The sequence below is a fragment of the Aquamicrobium zhengzhouense genome, assembly GCF_016124105.1.
In the GTDB taxonomy this organism is placed as follows: Bacteria; Pseudomonadota; Alphaproteobacteria; order Rhizobiales; family Rhizobiaceae; genus Aerobium; species Aerobium zhengzhouense.
The window spans coordinates 110,000-127,822 of record NZ_JADGMQ010000007.1 but is presented as its reverse complement, the minus strand read 5'-3'; the positions used below and the strand labels follow the sequence as shown (position 1 = coordinate 127,822).

Sequence of the window (17,823 nt, the reverse complement as noted above, 5' to 3'; positions counted from 1 at the left end):
AATCGCGTAGAGGAGTGATGCAGATGAAAATCATAAGACGGGGAATTCTGGCAGGCCTGACAGCCGTTGCGCTTGGTGGCGTCTCCTTCGCAACAGTGCCTGCTTATGCCGAAGGCACGGTCACGGTTTCGGTCCCGCAGGATCCAGCAAGCTGGGATCCGATCGACACCTTCCTTGTCGCCTGGGCAGCGGTCGCGACCAACATTTATGACGGCCTGACCTATCGCGGTCCCGACATGGAGATCGTTCCGGGTCTCGCCGAGTCCTGGGAAGAGCTGGATGATGGCAAGCGCATCCGCTTCAAACTTCGCCAGAATGTGAAGTTCCACAATGGCGAAGAGTTCAACGCTGAAGCGGTCAAGTTCACCTTCGACCGTCTCCTTGGCGATGAAGGTGCGAAGGGTCCCCAGCGCTCGAACTACACCTCGATCGAAAGTGTCGAGATCATCGATCCCTTCACGGTCGACTTCAAGCTGAACGCTCCCGACCCGGTGCTTCTGACGAAGCTTGCCGGCTATGGCGCGATGATCGTCCCCCCGAAATATGTCCAGGAACAGGGCGAAGCGTTCAACCTGAACCCGGTCGGAACCGGCGCATTCAAGTTCGTCTCCTACAATCCGAAGGTCGACATCAAGCTTGAAGCCAATCCGGATTATTGGGGCGGTGCTCCCAAGATCTCCGAGCTGAACTACCGCTTCATCTCCGAGCCGTCGACCGCGGTTGCCGAGCTTCAGGCCGGCCGCATCGACATCGTGGTTCCGCCGACCATTCCGATTGCGATGATTCCGGTCATCGAGGGTGCGTCGAACCTTGAGGTCGTCAGCGTCCCCGGGCCAACGGTCGATGCACTTCGCTTCAACACGCGTGATGGCATCACCACGGACCTCAAGGTCCGTCAGGCGATCATCATGTCGGTGGACCGCGCGACCATCGTTGAAGCCATCCTTGCCGGTCAGGCGTCGGAGATCGTCAGCTTCCAGAGCGCGCTCTCCTTCGGCCACGATCCGGAGCTGCAAGGCCTGCCCTACGATCCGGAAGGCGCGAAGAAGCTGCTTGCAGAAGCAGGTATCCCGCAAGGTGCCCCGCTGCAGATCGACATTCGGAGCAATGACGCTTCGATGAATGAAGTCGCTCAGGTGATCGTCAGCTACCTGCAGGCGGTTGGGCTCAACCCGACCATCAAGCCGTATGAGACCAGCACGCTCATCTCGGACATCATCCCGCAGGGCAAGACCGGTGCGATGTTCCAGCAGAAGTGGGGTGGCTGGACGTTCGACTACGACAACACTGCCTACGCCATGTACCACACCGGCGAACAGTGGAACCCGTACGGCAACGATCCGGAACTCGATCGTCTGCTGGAGTCGCAGCGCCCGCTCACCGACCGCAACGAGCGCGAGAAGGTTCTGAAGGAGATCGGCAAGTACGTCGCCGATCAGGCACTTGAGCTTCCGCTGTACAACACCAACGCGATTTACGGTGTCAGCAAGCGCGTCAAGAATTTCGTCGCAGCACCGGACAACCGTCTGAAGCTCAACGAAATCACCGTCGAGTAATGTCAATCGGAGCGCCGCAATTGTGCGGCGCTCCCCACTCCGGGGTCGGATCGTGGCAACCTATCTCTTCAAGCGAATATTGCAGGCGATCTTCGTCGTCATCGTCATTACGCTGTTCGTATCCTATGCCGTCCGCCTGACAGGCGACCCGGCTGTGATGATGTTTGCCGGCGGCGGCGGTTCCATGTCGGAAGCCGACCTGGAACGCGTGCGCGCAGCGCTCGGCACCGACAAACCCTTCTACCTGCAGTATTTCGAGTTCCTGAAAGGGCTGGTGACGTTTGACCTCGGCCGCAGTTTCGCTGGCGGCGCGCCGGTTTCCGGCCTGATTGCGGCAGCAGCACCATCGACCCTGAAGCTCGCTTTCGTCTCGATGCTGGTCTCGATTGTCATGTCGATCCCGCTCGGTATCTGGGCGGCTGTCTCTCGCGGCAAGGCAGCGGATCAGATGATCCGCATCTTCTCGCTGGTCGGCGTATCCTTCCCGAACTTCTGGCTGGCCACGATGCTGGTCCTGTTGTTCTCGATCGCCCTTGGCCTGTTGCCACCAAGCGGGATGGGAAGCTTCGAAAGCTACATCATGCCGACGCTGACCATGGGCATCATCCTGACTGCGACCAATGTGCGGCTGGTGCGAACGGCCATGCTCGAAACTCTGCAGTCGCAATATGTGATGGTCGCCCGGGCAAAAGGGCTGAGCGAGAGCAAGGTTCTCTACAAGCATGCGCTGAGGAACTGCGCGATCCCGCTCATCACCTATTTCGGCCTGCAGTTTGGCGGCATGCTCGGCGGCCTCGTAGTCATCGAGAAGGTCTTCAGCTGGCCGGGCCTTGGCACCCTCGCCTTCGATGCGGTCAATGCGCGCGACTATCCGGTTCTTCAGGCCGTGATCACTGTCCTTGCGCTGCTGATCGTGGCGGTCAATCTCATTGTCGACATCGCTTACGGCCTCGTCGATCCGCGTATCCGGTTGGAGTAGCACCATGGCCACGACCACAGCCCGTCGAAGCAGGTTCTACAACCTCGAATTCATCATCGGCGCCTCGCTGACCGCGATCATCTGTTTCGGCGTTCTTTTCTCCGAGGTGCTTTTCCCCGGCGGGGCAACGAAGGTGGATCTGGCCGCGCGCCTCACCGCCCCGTTCACCAACTGGACACATCCGTTCGGCACCGATCCGCTTGGCCGTGACGTTCTTGCCCGCGTGCTCGCAGGCGGCAAGGTTTCGCTCCTCGTCGGCGTTGTTTCGGTGATTGGTGCGGTGCTGCTTGGCGTCGTACTCGGCCTAGTCGCGGGCTATTATCGCGGCTTCTGGGATATGCTGCTGATGCGCTTTGCCGACATCCAGCTCGCCCTGCCCTTCATCCTGTTGGCGATGACCTTTGTCGCCATTGTCGGCCCCAGCCTGACCAACACGATCATCCTGCTGATCGTGTCGGAGTGGGTGAAATATGCCCGTCTCGTCCGGGGACAGGTTCTGACCCTGCGCGAACGCGAGTTCGTGCTGTCGGCGCGCGCAATCGGCGTCACCAACTGGCGGATCATCTTCCAGCACCTTTTGCCAAATCTGTTGGGCCCGGTCATCGTGCTGATGACCCTCAATGTCGCGAACAACATTCTGCTCGAGAGCAGCCTGACCTTCCTTGGTCTTGGTATTGATCCGAGCACGCCGAGCTGGGGCGGAATGCTGGCCGATGGCCGGACTTATTTGCAAACCGCCTGGTGGGTCAGTGTTTTTCCCGGTCTGGCGATCCTTCTGACCGTGCTCGGCCTCAACCTCCTCGGCGACTGGCTGCGGGACAGCCTTGACCCGAGCGGACGCAGCTCCAGACCGTGATACTGACAATGTTGCTTGAACAGAGTTTTGAACGGACCCTCGACCGGATTATCGCCGGGGCCAAAGAAGGCGATGAACTGGAAGCCTGGCTGTTCGATGATCGAGCGAGACGGCTTGCGGCGCAGCGCCTTCTTGCCGAAAAGGGTGTGAAGGCACGACTTCGTTCGGCCTACAAGCCGCTTCTCCATGCGTTTCTCGAAGAGATTAATCTCGATGGAGTTCAGGCCATCGAGATTAGCTATCCAACGCATGAGGCGGCGCCACAAAACCGCTTCCGCCTTGAATGCTATCCGCTGGTCGCGCTGGTCGGGGAGCGCCCGGTCAATTTCATCGAGCGTCACGACGATGCCCTGCACTATGACGTGCGCCTGAGCCATTCCGATGGGCGCATTGAAGATCTCAGGGTCTTTGCGCCAAACCATCTGCATGACGATGCAGCAGGCGAACCTGCACTGTCGCCGACCGGTTGGATCAAGCGCGGGGGTGAGCCTGTGGGCGAGCGGCTCATCACCGATTACGAGCAGGTTTATCAGGCCGCACTTGCAGCGATTGCCGCGCATGATTGGGGCAAGACAGAGCCGTTCTTTGAAGAGTTGAACCTTCGCGTTGAATATCCGGCCCAGGACGAGCCGCTGGATTACGGCGATGAGGTCATCAGCCTGAAGGAAGCGCTCCACGAAGATCTGTATTTTTCGGCCATCGAGTTCTTCACCCGCAAGACCGGGCGGGCCTTCACCGATCGGACCCTGCGCCCCGGCCAGATCGTTCCCGAAGTCGTTAAAGGCTCTGGCAAGGTTACGCTGCGGATCGAGGAGCGGGCTTTTACCACCAGCTTCCTTCCAACACCCGTCCAACCGCTTGACGAGGCAATTGCTCCCCTGTCGGCAGAGCAGATCGCGTCAGAGCTGGAGGGTATCGGTGGATCCCTTTTCACCGCATCTGCCCGCTCGGGACGCAAGGTGCAGGCAGTGCATGTCGAGGGTGCAGATGCGCCAGTGATGATCAGCGGTGGTCAGCACGCCAATGAGACGACCGGAATTGTTGGCGCGCTGCGCGCCGCCCGCATCCTCTCCCGCCGCGAGAGCGCAAACTTTACGCTCGCTCCCGGCGAAAATCCGGACGGATATGCGCTGCATCAGCGGCTCCGCCAAGACAACCCGCGTCACATGTCGCATGCGGCGCGCTACACGGCGCTGGGCGATGACCTCGAATATCGGGACCCGGACAACGCTGGCCCTCTCCTGTTTGAAACCGCCATCAGGATCGAGGCCGAGAAGCGAAGTGGCGCAAGGCTGCATGTCAATCTGCACGGCTATCCGGCCCATGAGTGGACCCGGCCCCTTTCAGGCTACATCCCGCGCAATTTTGCGATGTGGACGCTGCCGAAGGGCTTTTTCCTGATAGTGCGCCACCATCAGGGATGGGACATTCCGGCCCGCAAATTGACAGAGGCCGTGACACGCCGTCTGGCCAAGTTGCCGGGATTGCTCGATATGAACGCAAGGCAGATAAAGCTGTTCGAGCAGCATGCCGGAGAGACCGGTTTCGAGATGATCAATGGGTTCCCGTGCCTTGTCTCGCTGGACGAGAGAAACCGGATCCCCGTCACGCTGATCACCGAATATCCGGACGAAACCATCTATGGCGATGCGTTCGTGGCCGGCCACACGGCGCAGTGCGAAACGGTTCTTGCTGCCTATGAAGCGTGGCAGGAGATTGCCGAGACTTTGGACGCGGCCCCGTCGGTTTAGCGCCGCGTGCCACCGGGCAGCTACGGAAGCGTATAAGCGATCACGTAGTCGCCCGCCTTGGTGCCGATCGAGCCGTGTCCACCGGCGACGATCAGGACATATTGTTTGCCGTCCTCGCCGGTGTAGCTCATCGGCGTCGCCTGCCCGCCGGCGGGTAGTCTCGCTTGCCACAGCTGCTCACCGTTCGTGACATTGTAGGCGCGAAGGTAATTGTCAACCGCCGCCGCCAGGAATGCCACGCCGCCCCGGGTGATGATCGGTCCGCCAATGCCTGGTACGCCGAGCTTGAAGGGCAGCGGAAGCGGCGTCATGTCATAAACGGTGCCGTTGCGATGCTTGTAGGCAATCTCGCCCGTTCGCAGATCAACACCGCTGACATAGCCCCATGGGGGAGCCTGACACGGGATACCGAGGGGGCCGAGGAACGGCCCCATAAAGACGCCATAGGGCGCGCCTTCATTGCGGTTCAGCCCCTGCTCGCTCGCCTTCTCATCTTCGCCCTTCGGCGGTATCTGGTCACGCGGCACCAGCGTCGAGGTGAAGGCGAGATAAGTCGGCATGCCGAACATGATCTGCCGCTCCGGGTCTACCGCCACGCTTCCCCAATTGAAGGTGCCGAAATTGCCGGGATAGACGATCGTGCCTTCCAGTGATGGCGGCGTGTAACGCCCCTCATAGCGATAGCGATGGAACTGGATCCGGCAGGCAAGCTGGTCAAAGAGGGTCAGCCCCCACATGTCCTGTTCGCGCATCGCCGGAGGCTCGAATGAAAGGTCCGAGACCGGCTGGGTCGGCGCGGTGAAATCTTCAGGAATCGCGCCGGTCGGTGCCGGGACCTCACGAACCGGGATGATAGGATCGCCGGTTCGACGGTCGAGAACGTAAATGTCGCCCTGCTTGGTTGGCCCGACCAGAGCAGGTACCGTGCCCTCATCAAGCGTCAGATCGACCAGCACCGGTTGTGCCGGCACGTCCATATCCCAAAGGTCATGATGCACCGTCTGCATCACCCACCGCACTTGTCCGGTTTCGATATCGAGCGCGACTATCGAAGAGGAATAGCGTTCGACATGTTCGCTGCGGCCCATGCCAAGCTGATCCGGCACCTGATTGCCGAGGGGTATGTAGACGAGGCCAAGATCCGGGTCATAGCTGAAGATCGACCAGCTGTTTGGCGAGTTGGTCGTGTAGAATTCCCCCTCGCCTATCGGCTCGGTCTTGTCCGGATTGCCAGAATCCCAGTTCCAGAGGAGTTCGCCGGTGCGCACATCAAAGGCGCGGATGACGCCGGACTGCGACTGCGTCGAGTAATTGTCATTCACGGCCCCGCCGATGATGATTTTTCCCGCTGTAATGACGGGTGGCGAGGTCGAATAATAATAGCCAGCCGGATTGTACCGCATCCCCTGTTCCAGATGCAGTTCGCCATTGTCGGCAAAGCTCGTGCAGACTTCACCGGTTTCCGCATCGAGCGCGATTAGCCTGGCGTCCGATGTTGGAAGATAGACCCGGCGCCCGCACTCTGTCTCGGGCCCGGTTGCCGGATCGTCCCAATAGGTCACGCCGCGGCAGGTCTGGTGCTGGCGGTCAGGATTGAGGCCCGCATTCGGGTCGAACTTCCACTTCTCTTCGCCGGTGGTTGCGTCGAGCGCAATGGCCCAGTTGTGCGGGGTGCAGAGGTAGAGCGTGTTGTCGATCTTGAGCGGCGTGACCTGATAGGTAGTTTCACCGACATCTTCTGGCAGCTTCACGTCGCCCGTCTGGTATTGCCACGCGACTTGAAGACTTCCGACATTCTCGACATTGATCTGGTCGAGCGGCGAATAGCGCTGGCCCAGCGCAGTGCGGCCATATTGATGCCATTCGCCAGCGGGGACCGAATTGTCATTTCCCGCCTCGGCAACACGCTCCTCGGGCAATTGGCCCTTAATGCCGATTGTGTCGGAGAGCATCGAATAGGCGGCGACCGCAACCGCAAGCAGCATCGCGACGCCAAGCGCCACAGTCGGCATGGCGCCAGCGCCTGGAGAGGCCAGAGGCCGCCGGACCCAGGGCGTCAGCAGCCATAGGCCGAGAAGGACAATGATGCCGCCACGCGGCGCAAGCTGCCACCAGTCAAACCCGACTTCCCACACCGCCCAGGCCAACGCGCCAATCACGAACACGGCGTAGAGCAAGAGGGCCATCTCGCGCCGTCGATATAACAGACCGGCCACCACCAGCATCACCAAGCCGGCGATCAGATAGAAGAGGCTGCCCCCAAGCAGCACCAGCCAGATCCCTCCCCCGACCAGAGCGATACCGAGGAGGAAGAGAAGTCCGATTGTGATTTTGATGGCCATGTCATTTCCCGTTGCAGCGGTGACGCGCAAACGCGCGGCCGTCATTGGTCTTGGTCGATGGCATGTGGCGAAGGCGCCCCCGGGCGGTCCGGGTTTCCTCCGTCAGACGTGAAGAAAAAGATCGCAAGGGCGACGACAGCGATTGCGACTAACCAAACTGCGGTTCTGGAAGACATGTCAGGCCGCCTCGATGCGTGGTTCGAGGCTTAACCTTTGAGCCGGCGGCTTTGTTCCCGCCTGATCCAACTTAAGGATGTAGACGGCGCAAATTTTCGCGGAGTAAATGTATCCGTCAGTCTTGCTGACTTTGCAGATAGGCAATGACGCGTCCGCGTTGGCGCTCATCAAGCCCCCAAAAGACCATCTTGGTGCCCGGCACCGTTTCTTTCGGCGCGGCCAGGAAGACATCGAGGGTTTCCGGCGACCATTCAATGCCGGCCTCACGCATGGCGGGAGAGTAATCGAAACCCTCCATAGAGCCTGACTGCCGGCCAAAAAGCTGATGCAGCGTCGGCCCGGCGCGGTGATCATTTTCTTTTATCGAGTGGCAGCCGAGGCATTGATTGCGAAAAACGCGTTCACCGGCGCGTATCTGCGCCGGATCGCTTTGCGCAGGCAAAACCGCGGCAAGAAAAAGTGCGCTGGCAGATAAAGCCAGTAGGATGCGCGGCATGATCAGAAGCACTGAAGATCGGCTTCAACCTGCGCGCGACGGAAAGACTGCACTTCGTCCTCAAGCGCGCGCGAGGTGCGGAACATCAAGGCAAGTTCCCCTCGCCCTTCCCTCATCCGCATGATGGTCTCGATCCGCTCATAGGTCTCGTAAGGGATGCGCTCGGCGATGTAATCCAGGCTGCAGGAGCATTTCTGCATCACCAGATAGTCTTTGCCGTTCACCGCCATGCAGGCAACGACATAGTCGACGCGCGCTACCGTTGGGTAGTCATTGGTAGCGGCCATGGCCCCTGGGGTTCCCGAGGCAACGCCGAGAAATCCGGCAATGGCAACAAGCGTCGCATGGCGTCGAAGCCAGTCTCTCATCAAGCCAATCTCCTCCCGCTGGCAAACTGCCCCAAGAAAGTCTCGAGAGGCATCCTCCTTCGCGTCGCGAAAGATTGGCACCAACACCGTGTTGAAACAACGTTTTAGACTGCCTCTGGCACCAAAGTATTACGCAAGGAGTGTTGACCGTGCACCGCCCGCGCCCACTAATGAGACCTATGGTGAGTATGCTCACCGCCGCTCGTAGATGAGCTGAACAGCTGTGGAGGAGATTGTCATGGCTTGGTCCGCACCCAAAATTGCAGAATATGCATGCGGCATGGAAATTTGCCGTTACGTTCCTGCCGAAGAGGATCCGCTGTTCTAACAGCGTGAACGCAACGACTTAATTTTACGCCTGAGAAAACACGTATCCAATGCGCGCTGTCGTGCTTGGCGCGGCAGCGGGCGGCGGCTTTCCGCAATGGAATTGCGGTTGCCGCAACTGCTGCGCTGTCCGCCAGAAACTTCCTGGGTTTGTTCCGCGGTCGCAGTCCTCGATTGCCGTGACCGGCGATGGTCGCCATTGGGCGATCCTCAACGCCTCACCTGACATCCGCGACCAGATCAATCAAACCCCTGCCCTGCACCCGACCGGGTTGCGGGAAAGTCCGATCTCGTCGGTTCTGGTGACGAATGGCGATCTCGATCACGTCGCGGGGCTGCTGATCCTGCGCGAAAAACAGCCCTTTCGCCTTCACTTGACCGCCGGGATAGCCTCCATTCTGGACGAAAATCCCATCTTCCGGGTTCTCGATCCGCAGTTTGTCGAGCGAAGATCCGTTCAGGTCAACGAAGAATTCGAGTTGGCTCAAGGCCTGCGTGCCGTGATGTTCCCGGTTCCCGGCAAGGTGCCGCTCTATGCGGAAGATGGTGAGGTGGCGACGGATGTCGAGGGCGAGCAGACAGTCGGCGTCGAACTGAAAAGCGATAGCGGAACGATGTTCTACATTCCGGGCTGCGCGAAGATGACCCCGGCGCTCGCCGAGCGGGTCCGCGGTGCCTCACTCGTCTTCTTCGACGGCTCGTTCTGGTCACAGGACGAATTGAAAGAGAACGGCGTCGGCACCAAGACCAGCGCCCGCATGGGACATATGGTGATCGGCGGACCAGACGGATCGCTTGAGGCGTTCCGGGACCTTGACGTGAAACGGAAGATCTACGTGCACATCAACAACACCAATCCTATCCTTGATCCTGCTTCCGGCGCGTTCCGGGCTGTGAACGAGGCAGGTTGGGAAGTCGCCGTCGATCAGATGGAGGTAAGGCTATGACCGGGGGCGGGGTGGCGCATAGCCGTGACGAATTCGAAAAGCGGCTGCGGCGAATAGGCGAAGAGCGTTATCACGACAAGCATCCCTTCCATCATATGCTCCATTCAGGCCAGTGCACTCCCGATCAGGTCCAGGCCTGGGTGCTGAACCGCTTCGTTTACCAGGCGCATATCCCGATGAAGGATGCGGCCCTGATGTCGCGCTGCGACGATCCGGTCCTGCGCCGCATCTGGCGCTCGCGGATCGAGGATCACGATGGATCGGAGGAAGCGCCGGGCGGCATTGAGCGCTGGCTGCGCCTCGCAACAGCCGTCGGGCTGGATCGCGACTATGTCGCTTCGATGCAAGGCGCACTGCCCGCATCGCGCTTTGCGGTCGAGGCTTATGTCCGCTTTGTGCGCGATCGCACGCTCCTTGAGGCGATCGCGTCGTCGCTCACTGAACTGTTTGCGCCCAAGATCCACTCCGAGCGGATCGAGGGATTGCTCCAGCACTACGATTTTGCCGACGAAAACAGCCTCAGCTATTTCCGCAACCGGCTGGTTGAGGCACCAAAAGATGTGGCCTTTGGCCTGCAATATGTTCTCGACCATGCGGATACACGCGAAAAACAGGACGCCGCAGCCGCCGCACTGACCTTCAAGACTGATGTTCTATGGGCTCAGCTTGACGCGCTTCACAGCGCTTATGTCGAGCCAGGCCGCATCCCGCCGGGCGCATGGCGGCCAGGCGAAGGCATGGCAAAATGACCACCGCCATCACGCCATCGGCCCGACCAAGGCTCCTTAGCGGCGTGCGGACCCATTTTGACAAGGCTCGTGATCGGTGGGTTCTGCTTGCACCTGAACGGGCGCTCGAACTCGACGCGATCGCGATGCATATTCTTGCAGAAGTTGACGGCCAGACATCGTTGGAGAACGTGATTTCGGCTCTTGCAGCGAAGTTCGCGGCACCCAGGGAGCAGATTGAGCAGGACGTACGAGCCTTCTTCCTTTCTCTGGAGGACCGCCGGTTGATGGAGTTCGTCTGATGAACGCTGTGCCGCAGAACACATCACCCTTGCTTCCAATCGCAATGCTCGCAGAGCTGACATATCGCTGTCCGCTGGCCTGCCCCTATTGCTCGAACCCGCTTTCAATGAGCGGACGCAGTTCGGAATTGCCGACCGAGATCTGGGTCGATGTGTTTCGACAGGCAGCGGAACTTGGCATCTTGCACCTTCATCTATCCGGCGGCGAACCGGCCTCGCGGCGTGATCTGGAAGAACTTGTCTCGGCAGCCGGCGAGCATGGGCTCTACAGCAATCTGATCACGTCGGGTGTCGGCCTGACGGAGCAGCGGCTGGGTGAATTGAAACGGCGTGGCCTCGATCACGTCCAGCTTTCCATTCAAGGCGTGGACCATGCGACCGCCGACAAGTTCTCCGGCTACAAGAACAGCCTCGCGCGCAAGCTCGCGGTTGCCGAATGGGTGGCCCGCCTCGACATACCGCTGACGCTCAATGCCGTGATGCACCGGCAGAATCTTGATCGGCTGGAAGACACCATTGAACTTGCCGTGCAACTCGGCGCGCGACGCCTTGAAGTGGCGACGGTGCAGTTTCATGGCTGGGCCGAGCAGAACCGCGGCGCGCTGATGCCGACACGCGAGCAGGTGCGGCAAGCCGGCGAGATCGTTCGCGCCGCGCGTGAACGCCTGCGCGGCATTCTGGTCATCGATTATGTGCCGGCAGATTATTATGCCCGCTTCCCCAAGGCCTGCATGGGAGGATGGGGCGCAACCAGCATGAATGTTGCGCCGGATGGTGCGGTTCTGCCGTGCCATGCCGCACATACGATCCCGGGGCTCGTATTCGAGAACGTCCAGGAGCGCAGCTTGCGCGATATCTGGGAGGCGAGCGAGTCCTTCAATGCGTTTCGCGGAAATGAGTGGATGCAGGAGCCCTGCCGCTCCTGCGAGCGCAAGCATGTCGACTTCGGAGGATGCCGCTGTCAGGCGATGGCGCTGGCAGGCGATGCGCGGGCGACCGACCCTGCCTGCTCGCTATCGCCCCTGCATCTCGATCTGGTCGCTGCGGCAGAGCGTGATGCGGCCTCGCAAGAAACCGAACTGGTCTACCGCAAGCTGACAAGCCCTGCCTGAACGGTTCAGGCCTCGGTCGTTCGCTTTCGTGCCATCATCCCGCGCGCCGGATTGTAACCCAATATGGCAAGAGCGAGGAGTATCGCTGTCACGCCAAGTGTGACGGCGACGGCGTGAACGTTCACTTGGCCGTAGAACGAGAACCGGATCATCTCGACCGCATAGGTGAACGGATTGAACGTTGCGAGTTGAGCCAGCAGCGGCGATCCTTCCTTGATCCGCCAGATCGGGTAGAGCGCGGACGACAGGAAGAACATCGGGAAGATGACGAAGTTCATCACGCCCGCGAAGTTTTCCAGCTGCTTGATCAGGGATGACAGCAGCAGGCCCATCGAGCCCAGCATCAGGCCGGTCAGGAACAGGGCAGGCAGCAAAAGCAAGGCGTTTCCATAGGGCAGCCTGATGCCGTAAGCCCAGGCGAGGAAAAGAAACGCATAGACCTGCACGATTGAGACCAGCGTGCTTGCAGCAAGGCGGCTCAAAAGCAGGAACCAGCGAGGTAACGGACTGACCAGCAAAACGCGCATGCTTCCCAATTCGCGGTCATAAACCATGGAAAGCGAACTCTGCATGCCGTTGAAAAGCTGGATCATACCGATCAGGCCCGGCACGATGTAAATCTCGTAGAGAATGTAGGTTTTGTAGGGCGGCGAGATTGCCACACCGAGCGCCATGCGAAAGCCGGCCGCAAAGACGATCAGCCAGACGAGAGGCCGCACGAGCGCCGCAATGAAACGGCCGCGCTGGTGAACGAAGCGCAGTAGCTCGCGATAGACGATCCCGAGAAAGCATCGCAAATATGCTGCCGCACTCATTGTCTGCCTTCCGTCAGAGCTTGAAAAGTCCCGCCCAATGAGGCCGAACCAGCCGCAGCGGTGACCGTCGCGACATCGCCATGGGCGCGTATCTTGCCACGGTGAAGGATGATGACCGTATCCCTATCTTCCACCTCATCAATAAGGTGGGTTGCCCATAGAACCGCGACACCCTGCTCTTCGCAAAGGCTGTGTGTGTGATCCACCAGAACCCTGCGGCTCGCAATATCAAGGCCGACCGTCGGCTCATCTAGAAGCAGGAGGGCTGGCTCGTGCAACAGCGCACGGGCAATCTCGATCCGGCGCCTCTGGCCTCCGGAAAGCTGGCGGACCCTTGCTCGGACCTGATCCTGCATTCCGACGCGAAGCAGCTTCTCCTCCATTCGTTCCGCTGCCGTGCGTCGTGACAGGCCATGCAGGGCCGCGTGGTAGAGAAGGTTTTGCCGGACAGTCAGATCAAGATCGAGGGTCGGCTGCTGGAAAACAACGCCAAGCCGTGACAAAGCCGCCCCCGGCGCGGCCCGTACTTCCGCGCCATTGATGCTGATTTTGCCGACACGGCTGTCGTAAAGCCGCGTGATCAATGAAAACAGCGTCGTCTTGCCGGCACCATTTGGCCCCAGCAAGACAGTGAATTCACCCGGTTCGATCTTGAAGCTCACATCCTCCAAAACCGGCTTGCCGGAATAGCTGAATGTGAGACCCTCGACGCAGAGCGCCGAGGGTGTTGGGGACGCTGGGATCACTCGACGACGATCACCCCCCACGGGAAGCGGCCGACCGGGATCGAAACCTGCGGCTCGTTTGTCTCAACATCGATCACCGTCACGTCGCCACTGACGCCGTTCGTCGTGAACAGGCGTTTCTCGGCGGTATCGAGCGCGAGGTGCCAGACGCGCTGACCGACGAGGACGTAGTCGAGCACCTCGTAGGTTTCCTGATCAACCACGGCAACGCGGTTCGAAGGCCCGAGCGCCACATAGGCGCGCTTGCCGTCGGAAGACAGCTCCACGCCCACCGCCTGAACGGACTCGCGTGTCACGCCAGGCACGTCAAAGTTGATCGTGTGCTTGATCTCGAACTTGTCCATGTCGATGACCGAAACCGTCGCGCCGATCTCGGAGGAGACCCAGACCTCGCTGCCATCATGCTTGAACTCGGCATGACGCGGACGGGCATCGACGAGGACGTTCTGCGTCACACGCATTTCTTCGGTGTCGATGAAATGCGCCATGTTAGTCGTCTCGGTGGTGTTGACGACCCAGCGCCCGTCCGGGCTAATGCCGATGCCTTCCGGCTCGACCCCGACCGGAATTTCGGTCACGCGGGTGCGCTTTTCATAGTCGATGACGGTGACGATGTTATCGTCCTCGTTGGAGATATAGATGTAAGGCCGGTTCGGATCGACGCGGATCACCTCCGGATCTGGACCGGAGCTGAGGGTCTGCACCAGTTCGTGCGTCGCAATGTCGATCATATCGACCGCTTCGTCATCACCGCCTGCAACGAACAGGTACTTCTTGTCGTTGCTGAGCGCCATGGCGCGAGGCCGACGGCTGACATTGATCGTATCAACCACCTCAAGGCTGTCGCCATCAATGACCGAGACAGTGTTGTCCTGTTCGTTGGAAACGAAGATCTTCTCCGCATGCGCTGGAACCGCCATCGCCAACACAAGGGCGCCGATCAAGGCCGTCGCTGTTTTCAACCTGTAGGCCATCAATAATCCTCCCAAAAAATCGATTAGTTCTTGCAACCGGTCTCGGCTTCGTCATCACCCAGCGTGTCCAGCAACGTTCGGGGGTGCAAAAAGCCTTCCTGTGGGGACACAGAGACAACCATGCGCGGGCCTGCAACAAGGATCGGCTGGCGTAGCTGGCGATCCCACGACCGGAACGTGACGGGTTCACCCATATAGGCGCCGAGCTGGAAGCTCTCGCCCTTGAGATAGTCGAGCATCGGCCCTTCCTCGACAGAACCCGCGCGTGTCGCCGCCTCTCCAAGAGAGCGTACGGCCACCCATGCCGCATAGTCGACTGGCGACATCCATCGGTTGGCACGCCGCTCAAAGCGGCGGTGAAGTTGTACCGCCCCCCAAGATTCATGGGCGCGATGCCAAGCCGCCGCCGTCAGTCCTTGCGTGCCGCCGACCGGGCGCGGCACCCATGTCTGATGCGGGATGTACTCGCCGAAATAGTCGGTCTCATCGATCACCAGAAGGATGTCGTGATCCTCGAGGTCCTGGAGGAAGACCGGCACTTCACGCTGGATCGCATGGAAGCCGCCTTCCGAGCGGCGCGCTAGCGGTGTGTGTGGCCACTTTTTCTCACTGACAATCTCGGCTCCGAAACGCTCGGCAGATTGCTTCAATGCTTCGGCACCCTGCTCGTCCTCTGGCGTATTGCCAACGACGAGCGCCCAGCGAGTCCACCGCTTGTAGATGAGGAACTGGGCCAGCGCGTCCGTCAGCATCCGGCGGCTCGCAACGGTGTGGTAAAGGTTCGCCCGGCATTCCTCATTGCGCAGGACATTATCTGGTGCTGCAACGTTGAACACCGTGGCATCGCCTGCCGCGTCGAGAAGCGTGTTCAGCTTTTCGCGTGGCAGCGCGCTCAGTATCCACTTGACGTCACCGTTCACGAGTTCGACGGCGGCAGCGGCAACGTCGCCATCACGCGGCAGGATTTTTTCCTCGAGGATGAACTCCTGGCCCATGAAGGTGCCAGTCGCGTTGTTATCCTCGATCGCAAGACGGGCACCCGCAAGACCGTCATCTTCCGCAACGACATCAAGCAGCGAAACAGGCTCCTGCCCGTCAGGTTCAAGCCCGATGAAGCCGATGCGCACCTGATCGTTGGCTGCTGCCAATGCCGTCGCCATCAGAAGCCCTGCAGCCGTCCCGACAAGTCGGCTGCAGACATTTGATGAAAAAAACCGGCGTTCTCGCGACTGTTCGTGAGAATCGTTCAAATACATGGTTCGCGCTCCTCACCCGCGCCGCCTTTCGGCGGCACGCACGCATCAATGCAAAGCTGGAATTATTCGACGATGATCTTGCCGACCATGCCGCGCGATTCCATGCCGCGTACCTTGAACTCGTAAGTTCCAGGACGGACCATAACGAAGAACAGTTCCGCTTCGCCTTCATCCTCGAACTCGATCTCATCGAGACTGGAGGTCTTGATCTCGGCATCACCGACTTCGATCTTGCGGATCCAGATATTGCGGAAGAACTCAGGCGCCACCACGCCGTATTCAAAGTCTGCTGCTGCCTTCAGAACCCAGCGATAACCCTGACCGACCTTGAGCCGGTACTCCTTCGGCTCCATGTAGAAGTCGTTGTCTTCCGATCCGAGAACCAGAGGTTCAAGGCGTTCAAGGCCGTGATAGGCCGGGTCAAGGGTCTGCGCCTGAGCTGCAATGCCTCCGCTGACCAAAAGGCCGACCGCCAAGGTCGCTGCTTTGAAAATCCGCATGCATTCCTCCTTGTTGCTTTCGTTCTAAAAATTCTGGCGCCGATCAAAACCACCAGCATTTGATCACTTCTTGGCAGGCTGCATCGCCCGAACCAGACGGCTCAGCCGCTCTTCCAAAAGGTAAGGCTGTTCACATAGCGCCCGCAGCGAAGCCTGGCGGCTGTCGAACAGCCGCTTCTCCCAGAAAATCTCCTGCTCAAGCCGGGCGATCTTTTCGGCATCCTCAGCACTGCGCGCTGCTTCCAGATCGTCCACGATGGTGCCGATCGCCTCGAGCTGCCGGACCTGGCCGCGGGAATAGCTCCTGATCTTGTCGATGGTGCGCGTTCGCTCCGTGCTGATCTTCTCGAAGAGGCCGGAAAACAGCATCGTTAGCCGAGTATCCTTTTCCTCCTCCGGCATCTGCTGCGCAAACGCGGACACGCGCGCGAGCGCATCTTCCTGCGAGGTCGCACGCGCTACGGCGAAGCGGACCAGCGGGCCAATCTCGCTGTCGCTCCACCACTTCTTGTCGAGGGAGTCGATTGCCGGGCCCCGCCAGATGGCGCTTGCGGAAAGCTCGGGGACAAGCCGTTGCACACATGGCCAATCCGGCGGCCCTCCAGCCGCTCTTTGTGCAAGCGCCGCACCCGGCGCAGCGATCGAGAAGATCGCGACGCCGGCAAATATCCAATTACGCATGCTCATTCGAACCTCCCCTAGCCCTTGCCATCATCGCTGGAGGCCTGAATGAAATTGCCTCGCTCATCGAGCAACGGCACTTCATACTCATGTAGAATATCGTTGATTTCGTTCTGGTACCGGCTGATGAAATCGTTGATCCAGTCTTTCCACTGGGGCTCGTTTCGCCGGATGCCCATCGTGATACGATAGTCCAGACGCGCATCGCCGGCCTCGGCAGGCGCGATCGAATAGACCTTGAGAGGCGGATCCTGACGTGCCGCGAAATAACCGGCGATCGGTCCCCAGATCACCGCGGCATCCGTTTCCCCTGCTGCAACGTCCTTGATCGCGTCGCGGACGGGGTGGACGGTTCGCGTATCTGTGTGAGCACGGTAGAGCTCGATGTTCGCGCCGGACCTACGCAGCGGCATCATGGCTGGCGTGTCATGCACCACGCCGACCCTCAGCCCGCGAAAGCCGTCATCCTTGAGGCTGTTCGGCTCGAAGGTGGAATCTGCAGGGAGCACGACGGAGTAAGTCGAGCGGTAGTAGGAATTTGTGTTCTGAACCAGCCCATACCCCGCGACAATGCCGATGATCACGTCGCAGATCCGCAATTCAAGCGTATTGCGGACAAAGCCCATGACCTGGGGAGCCCAGACATAAGTCAGCGGAAGATCAAGATCTTCAGCCATCAGTTCGGCGATCTTGTTTTCGAACCCCTCGCCGGCCTGATTTGAAAAGGGAAGGTTGTTTCCGTCCGCGCAGACCCGCAAAGCACCGCGCTCTATCAACTCGGGCGGGTTGGCGCTCGCTGCCGACAACATGCCGATCGAAATTGCAGCGAAACCACACAGTAAGATTTTCGTTCTGAAAAAGCTCATGTCAGCGCCAACTCCTACCCGTATTTTCCTCGTCTCAACGAGCC

Annotated in this window: 19 protein-coding genes; 9 read left to right on the top strand and 10 right to left on the bottom strand. The window is 59.8% G+C overall.

The window, feature by feature from the left end:
- The first annotated feature begins 23 nt into the window (after positions 1–23).
- The 4 genes from IOD40_RS11635 to IOD40_RS11620 are packed head-to-tail and all read left to right on the top strand — an operon-like array spanning position 24 to position 5,142.
- A complete protein-coding gene (locus tag IOD40_RS11635; protein ID WP_198476702.1) occupies positions 24–1,556 on the top strand; it encodes an ABC transporter substrate-binding protein in 1,533 nt (510 codons plus the stop codon).
- A gap of 52 nt (positions 1,557–1,608) precedes the next feature.
- Positions 1,609–2,535: an ABC transporter permease gene (locus IOD40_RS11630; RefSeq protein ID WP_198476701.1), complete on the top strand. Its 927-nt coding sequence runs from the start codon at positions 1,609–1,611 to the stop codon at positions 2,533–2,535.
- Between the two features lie 4 nt (positions 2,536–2,539).
- A complete protein-coding gene (locus tag IOD40_RS11625; RefSeq protein WP_198476700.1) occupies positions 2,540–3,391 on the top strand; it encodes an ABC transporter permease in 852 nt (283 codons plus the stop codon).
- Between the two features lie 2 nt (positions 3,392–3,393).
- Positions 3,394–5,142, top strand: coding sequence for a M14 family metallopeptidase (locus IOD40_RS11620; RefSeq protein WP_198476782.1), 1,749 nt, complete (start codon positions 3,394–3,396; stop codon positions 5,140–5,142).
- A gap of 20 nt (positions 5,143–5,162) precedes the next feature.
- Here IOD40_RS11620 and IOD40_RS11615 read toward each other — a convergent pair whose 3' ends face one another.
- The 3 genes from IOD40_RS11615 to IOD40_RS11605 all read right to left on the bottom strand — a co-directional run bounded on the left by IOD40_RS11615 (position 5,163) and on the right by IOD40_RS11605 (position 8,525).
- Positions 5,163–7,484: a glucose/quinate/shikimate family membrane-bound PQQ-dependent dehydrogenase gene (locus IOD40_RS11615; RefSeq protein WP_198476699.1), complete on the bottom strand. Its 2,322-nt coding sequence runs from the start codon at positions 7,482–7,484 to the stop codon at positions 5,163–5,165.
- Between the two features lie 292 nt (positions 7,485–7,776).
- Positions 7,777–8,157 carry a c-type cytochrome gene (locus tag IOD40_RS11610; protein WP_210336877.1) on the bottom strand — a complete coding sequence of 127 codons (381 nt, stop codon included), beginning with the start codon at positions 8,155–8,157 and terminating at the stop codon, positions 7,777–7,779.
- Positions 8,158–8,159: 2 nt separating this feature from the next.
- On the bottom strand, positions 8,160–8,525 hold the full coding sequence (locus tag IOD40_RS11605) for a hypothetical protein (RefSeq protein ID WP_198476697.1): 366 nt from the start codon (positions 8,523–8,525) through the stop codon (positions 8,160–8,162).
- Between the two features lie 238 nt (positions 8,526–8,763).
- Here IOD40_RS11605 and pqqA point away from each other — a divergent pair, with 238 nt between their 5' ends.
- Genes pqqA through pqqE form a run of 5 tightly spaced genes read left to right on the top strand, consistent with a single transcriptional unit; the run spans position 8,764 to position 11,941 of the window.
- Positions 8,764–8,853, top strand: coding sequence for a pyrroloquinoline quinone precursor peptide PqqA (gene pqqA / locus IOD40_RS11600; RefSeq protein WP_198476696.1), 90 nt, complete (start codon positions 8,764–8,766; stop codon positions 8,851–8,853).
- A 49-nt stretch (positions 8,854–8,902) separates the two neighbouring features.
- Positions 8,903–9,799, top strand: a complete 897-nt coding sequence (gene pqqB, locus IOD40_RS11595) for a pyrroloquinoline quinone biosynthesis protein PqqB (protein WP_198476695.1) — start codon at positions 8,903–8,905, stop codon at positions 9,797–9,799.
- A complete protein-coding gene (gene pqqC, locus IOD40_RS11590) occupies positions 9,796–10,548 on the top strand; it encodes a pyrroloquinoline-quinone synthase PqqC (RefSeq protein WP_198476694.1) in 753 nt (250 codons plus the stop codon). Before pqqB ends, pqqC begins: the two co-directional genes overlap by 4 nt.
- The gene (gene pqqD, locus IOD40_RS11585; RefSeq protein WP_233713952.1) at positions 10,545–10,829 is read left to right on the top strand and encodes a pyrroloquinoline quinone biosynthesis peptide chaperone PqqD; all 285 of its coding nucleotides are present in this window, start codon (positions 10,545–10,547) and stop codon (positions 10,827–10,829) included. The genes pqqC and pqqD overlap by 4 nt, the downstream gene beginning before the upstream one ends.
- Entirely contained in the window at positions 10,829–11,941 is a 1,113-nt protein-coding gene (pqqE, locus tag IOD40_RS11580; protein ID WP_198476692.1) for a pyrroloquinoline quinone biosynthesis protein PqqE, read from the top strand. The genes pqqD and pqqE overlap by 1 nt, the downstream gene beginning before the upstream one ends.
- 5 nt (positions 11,942–11,946) lie before the next feature.
- On the opposite strand, the gene IOD40_RS11575 is transcribed toward pqqE, so the two are convergent.
- The 7 genes from IOD40_RS11575 to IOD40_RS11545 all read right to left on the bottom strand — a co-directional run bounded on the left by IOD40_RS11575 (position 11,947) and on the right by IOD40_RS11545 (position 17,779).
- The gene (locus IOD40_RS11575; protein ID WP_198476691.1) at positions 11,947–12,756 is read right to left on the bottom strand and encodes an ABC transporter permease; all 810 of its coding nucleotides are present in this window, start codon (positions 12,754–12,756) and stop codon (positions 11,947–11,949) included.
- Positions 12,753–13,502 carry an ABC transporter ATP-binding protein gene (locus tag IOD40_RS11570; RefSeq protein ID WP_198476690.1) on the bottom strand — a complete coding sequence of 250 codons (750 nt, stop codon included), beginning with the start codon at positions 13,500–13,502 and terminating at the stop codon, positions 12,753–12,755. The genes IOD40_RS11575 and IOD40_RS11570 overlap by 4 nt, the downstream gene beginning before the upstream one ends.
- On the bottom strand, positions 13,499–14,476 hold the full coding sequence (locus IOD40_RS11565; RefSeq protein ID WP_198476689.1) for a PQQ-dependent catabolism-associated beta-propeller protein: 978 nt from the start codon (positions 14,474–14,476) through the stop codon (positions 13,499–13,501). Before IOD40_RS11565 ends, IOD40_RS11570 begins: the two co-directional genes overlap by 4 nt.
- A 23-nt stretch (positions 14,477–14,499) precedes the next feature.
- Positions 14,500–15,732, bottom strand: coding sequence for an ABC transporter substrate-binding protein (locus IOD40_RS11560; RefSeq protein ID WP_198476688.1), 1,233 nt, complete (start codon positions 15,730–15,732; stop codon positions 14,500–14,502).
- 62 nt (positions 15,733–15,794) lie between these two features.
- Positions 15,795–16,232, bottom strand: coding sequence for a cupredoxin domain-containing protein (locus IOD40_RS11555; protein ID WP_198476687.1), 438 nt, complete (start codon positions 16,230–16,232; stop codon positions 15,795–15,797).
- Between the two features lie 63 nt (positions 16,233–16,295).
- Positions 16,296–16,919: a hypothetical protein gene (locus IOD40_RS11550; RefSeq protein ID WP_198476686.1), complete on the bottom strand. Its 624-nt coding sequence runs from the start codon at positions 16,917–16,919 to the stop codon at positions 16,296–16,298.
- 11 nt (positions 16,920–16,930) lie between these two features.
- Positions 16,931–17,779, bottom strand: a complete 849-nt coding sequence (locus tag IOD40_RS11545; protein ID WP_198476685.1) for a quinoprotein dehydrogenase-associated putative ABC transporter substrate-binding protein — start codon at positions 17,777–17,779, stop codon at positions 16,931–16,933.
- Positions 17,780–17,823: the final 44 nt, after the last annotated feature.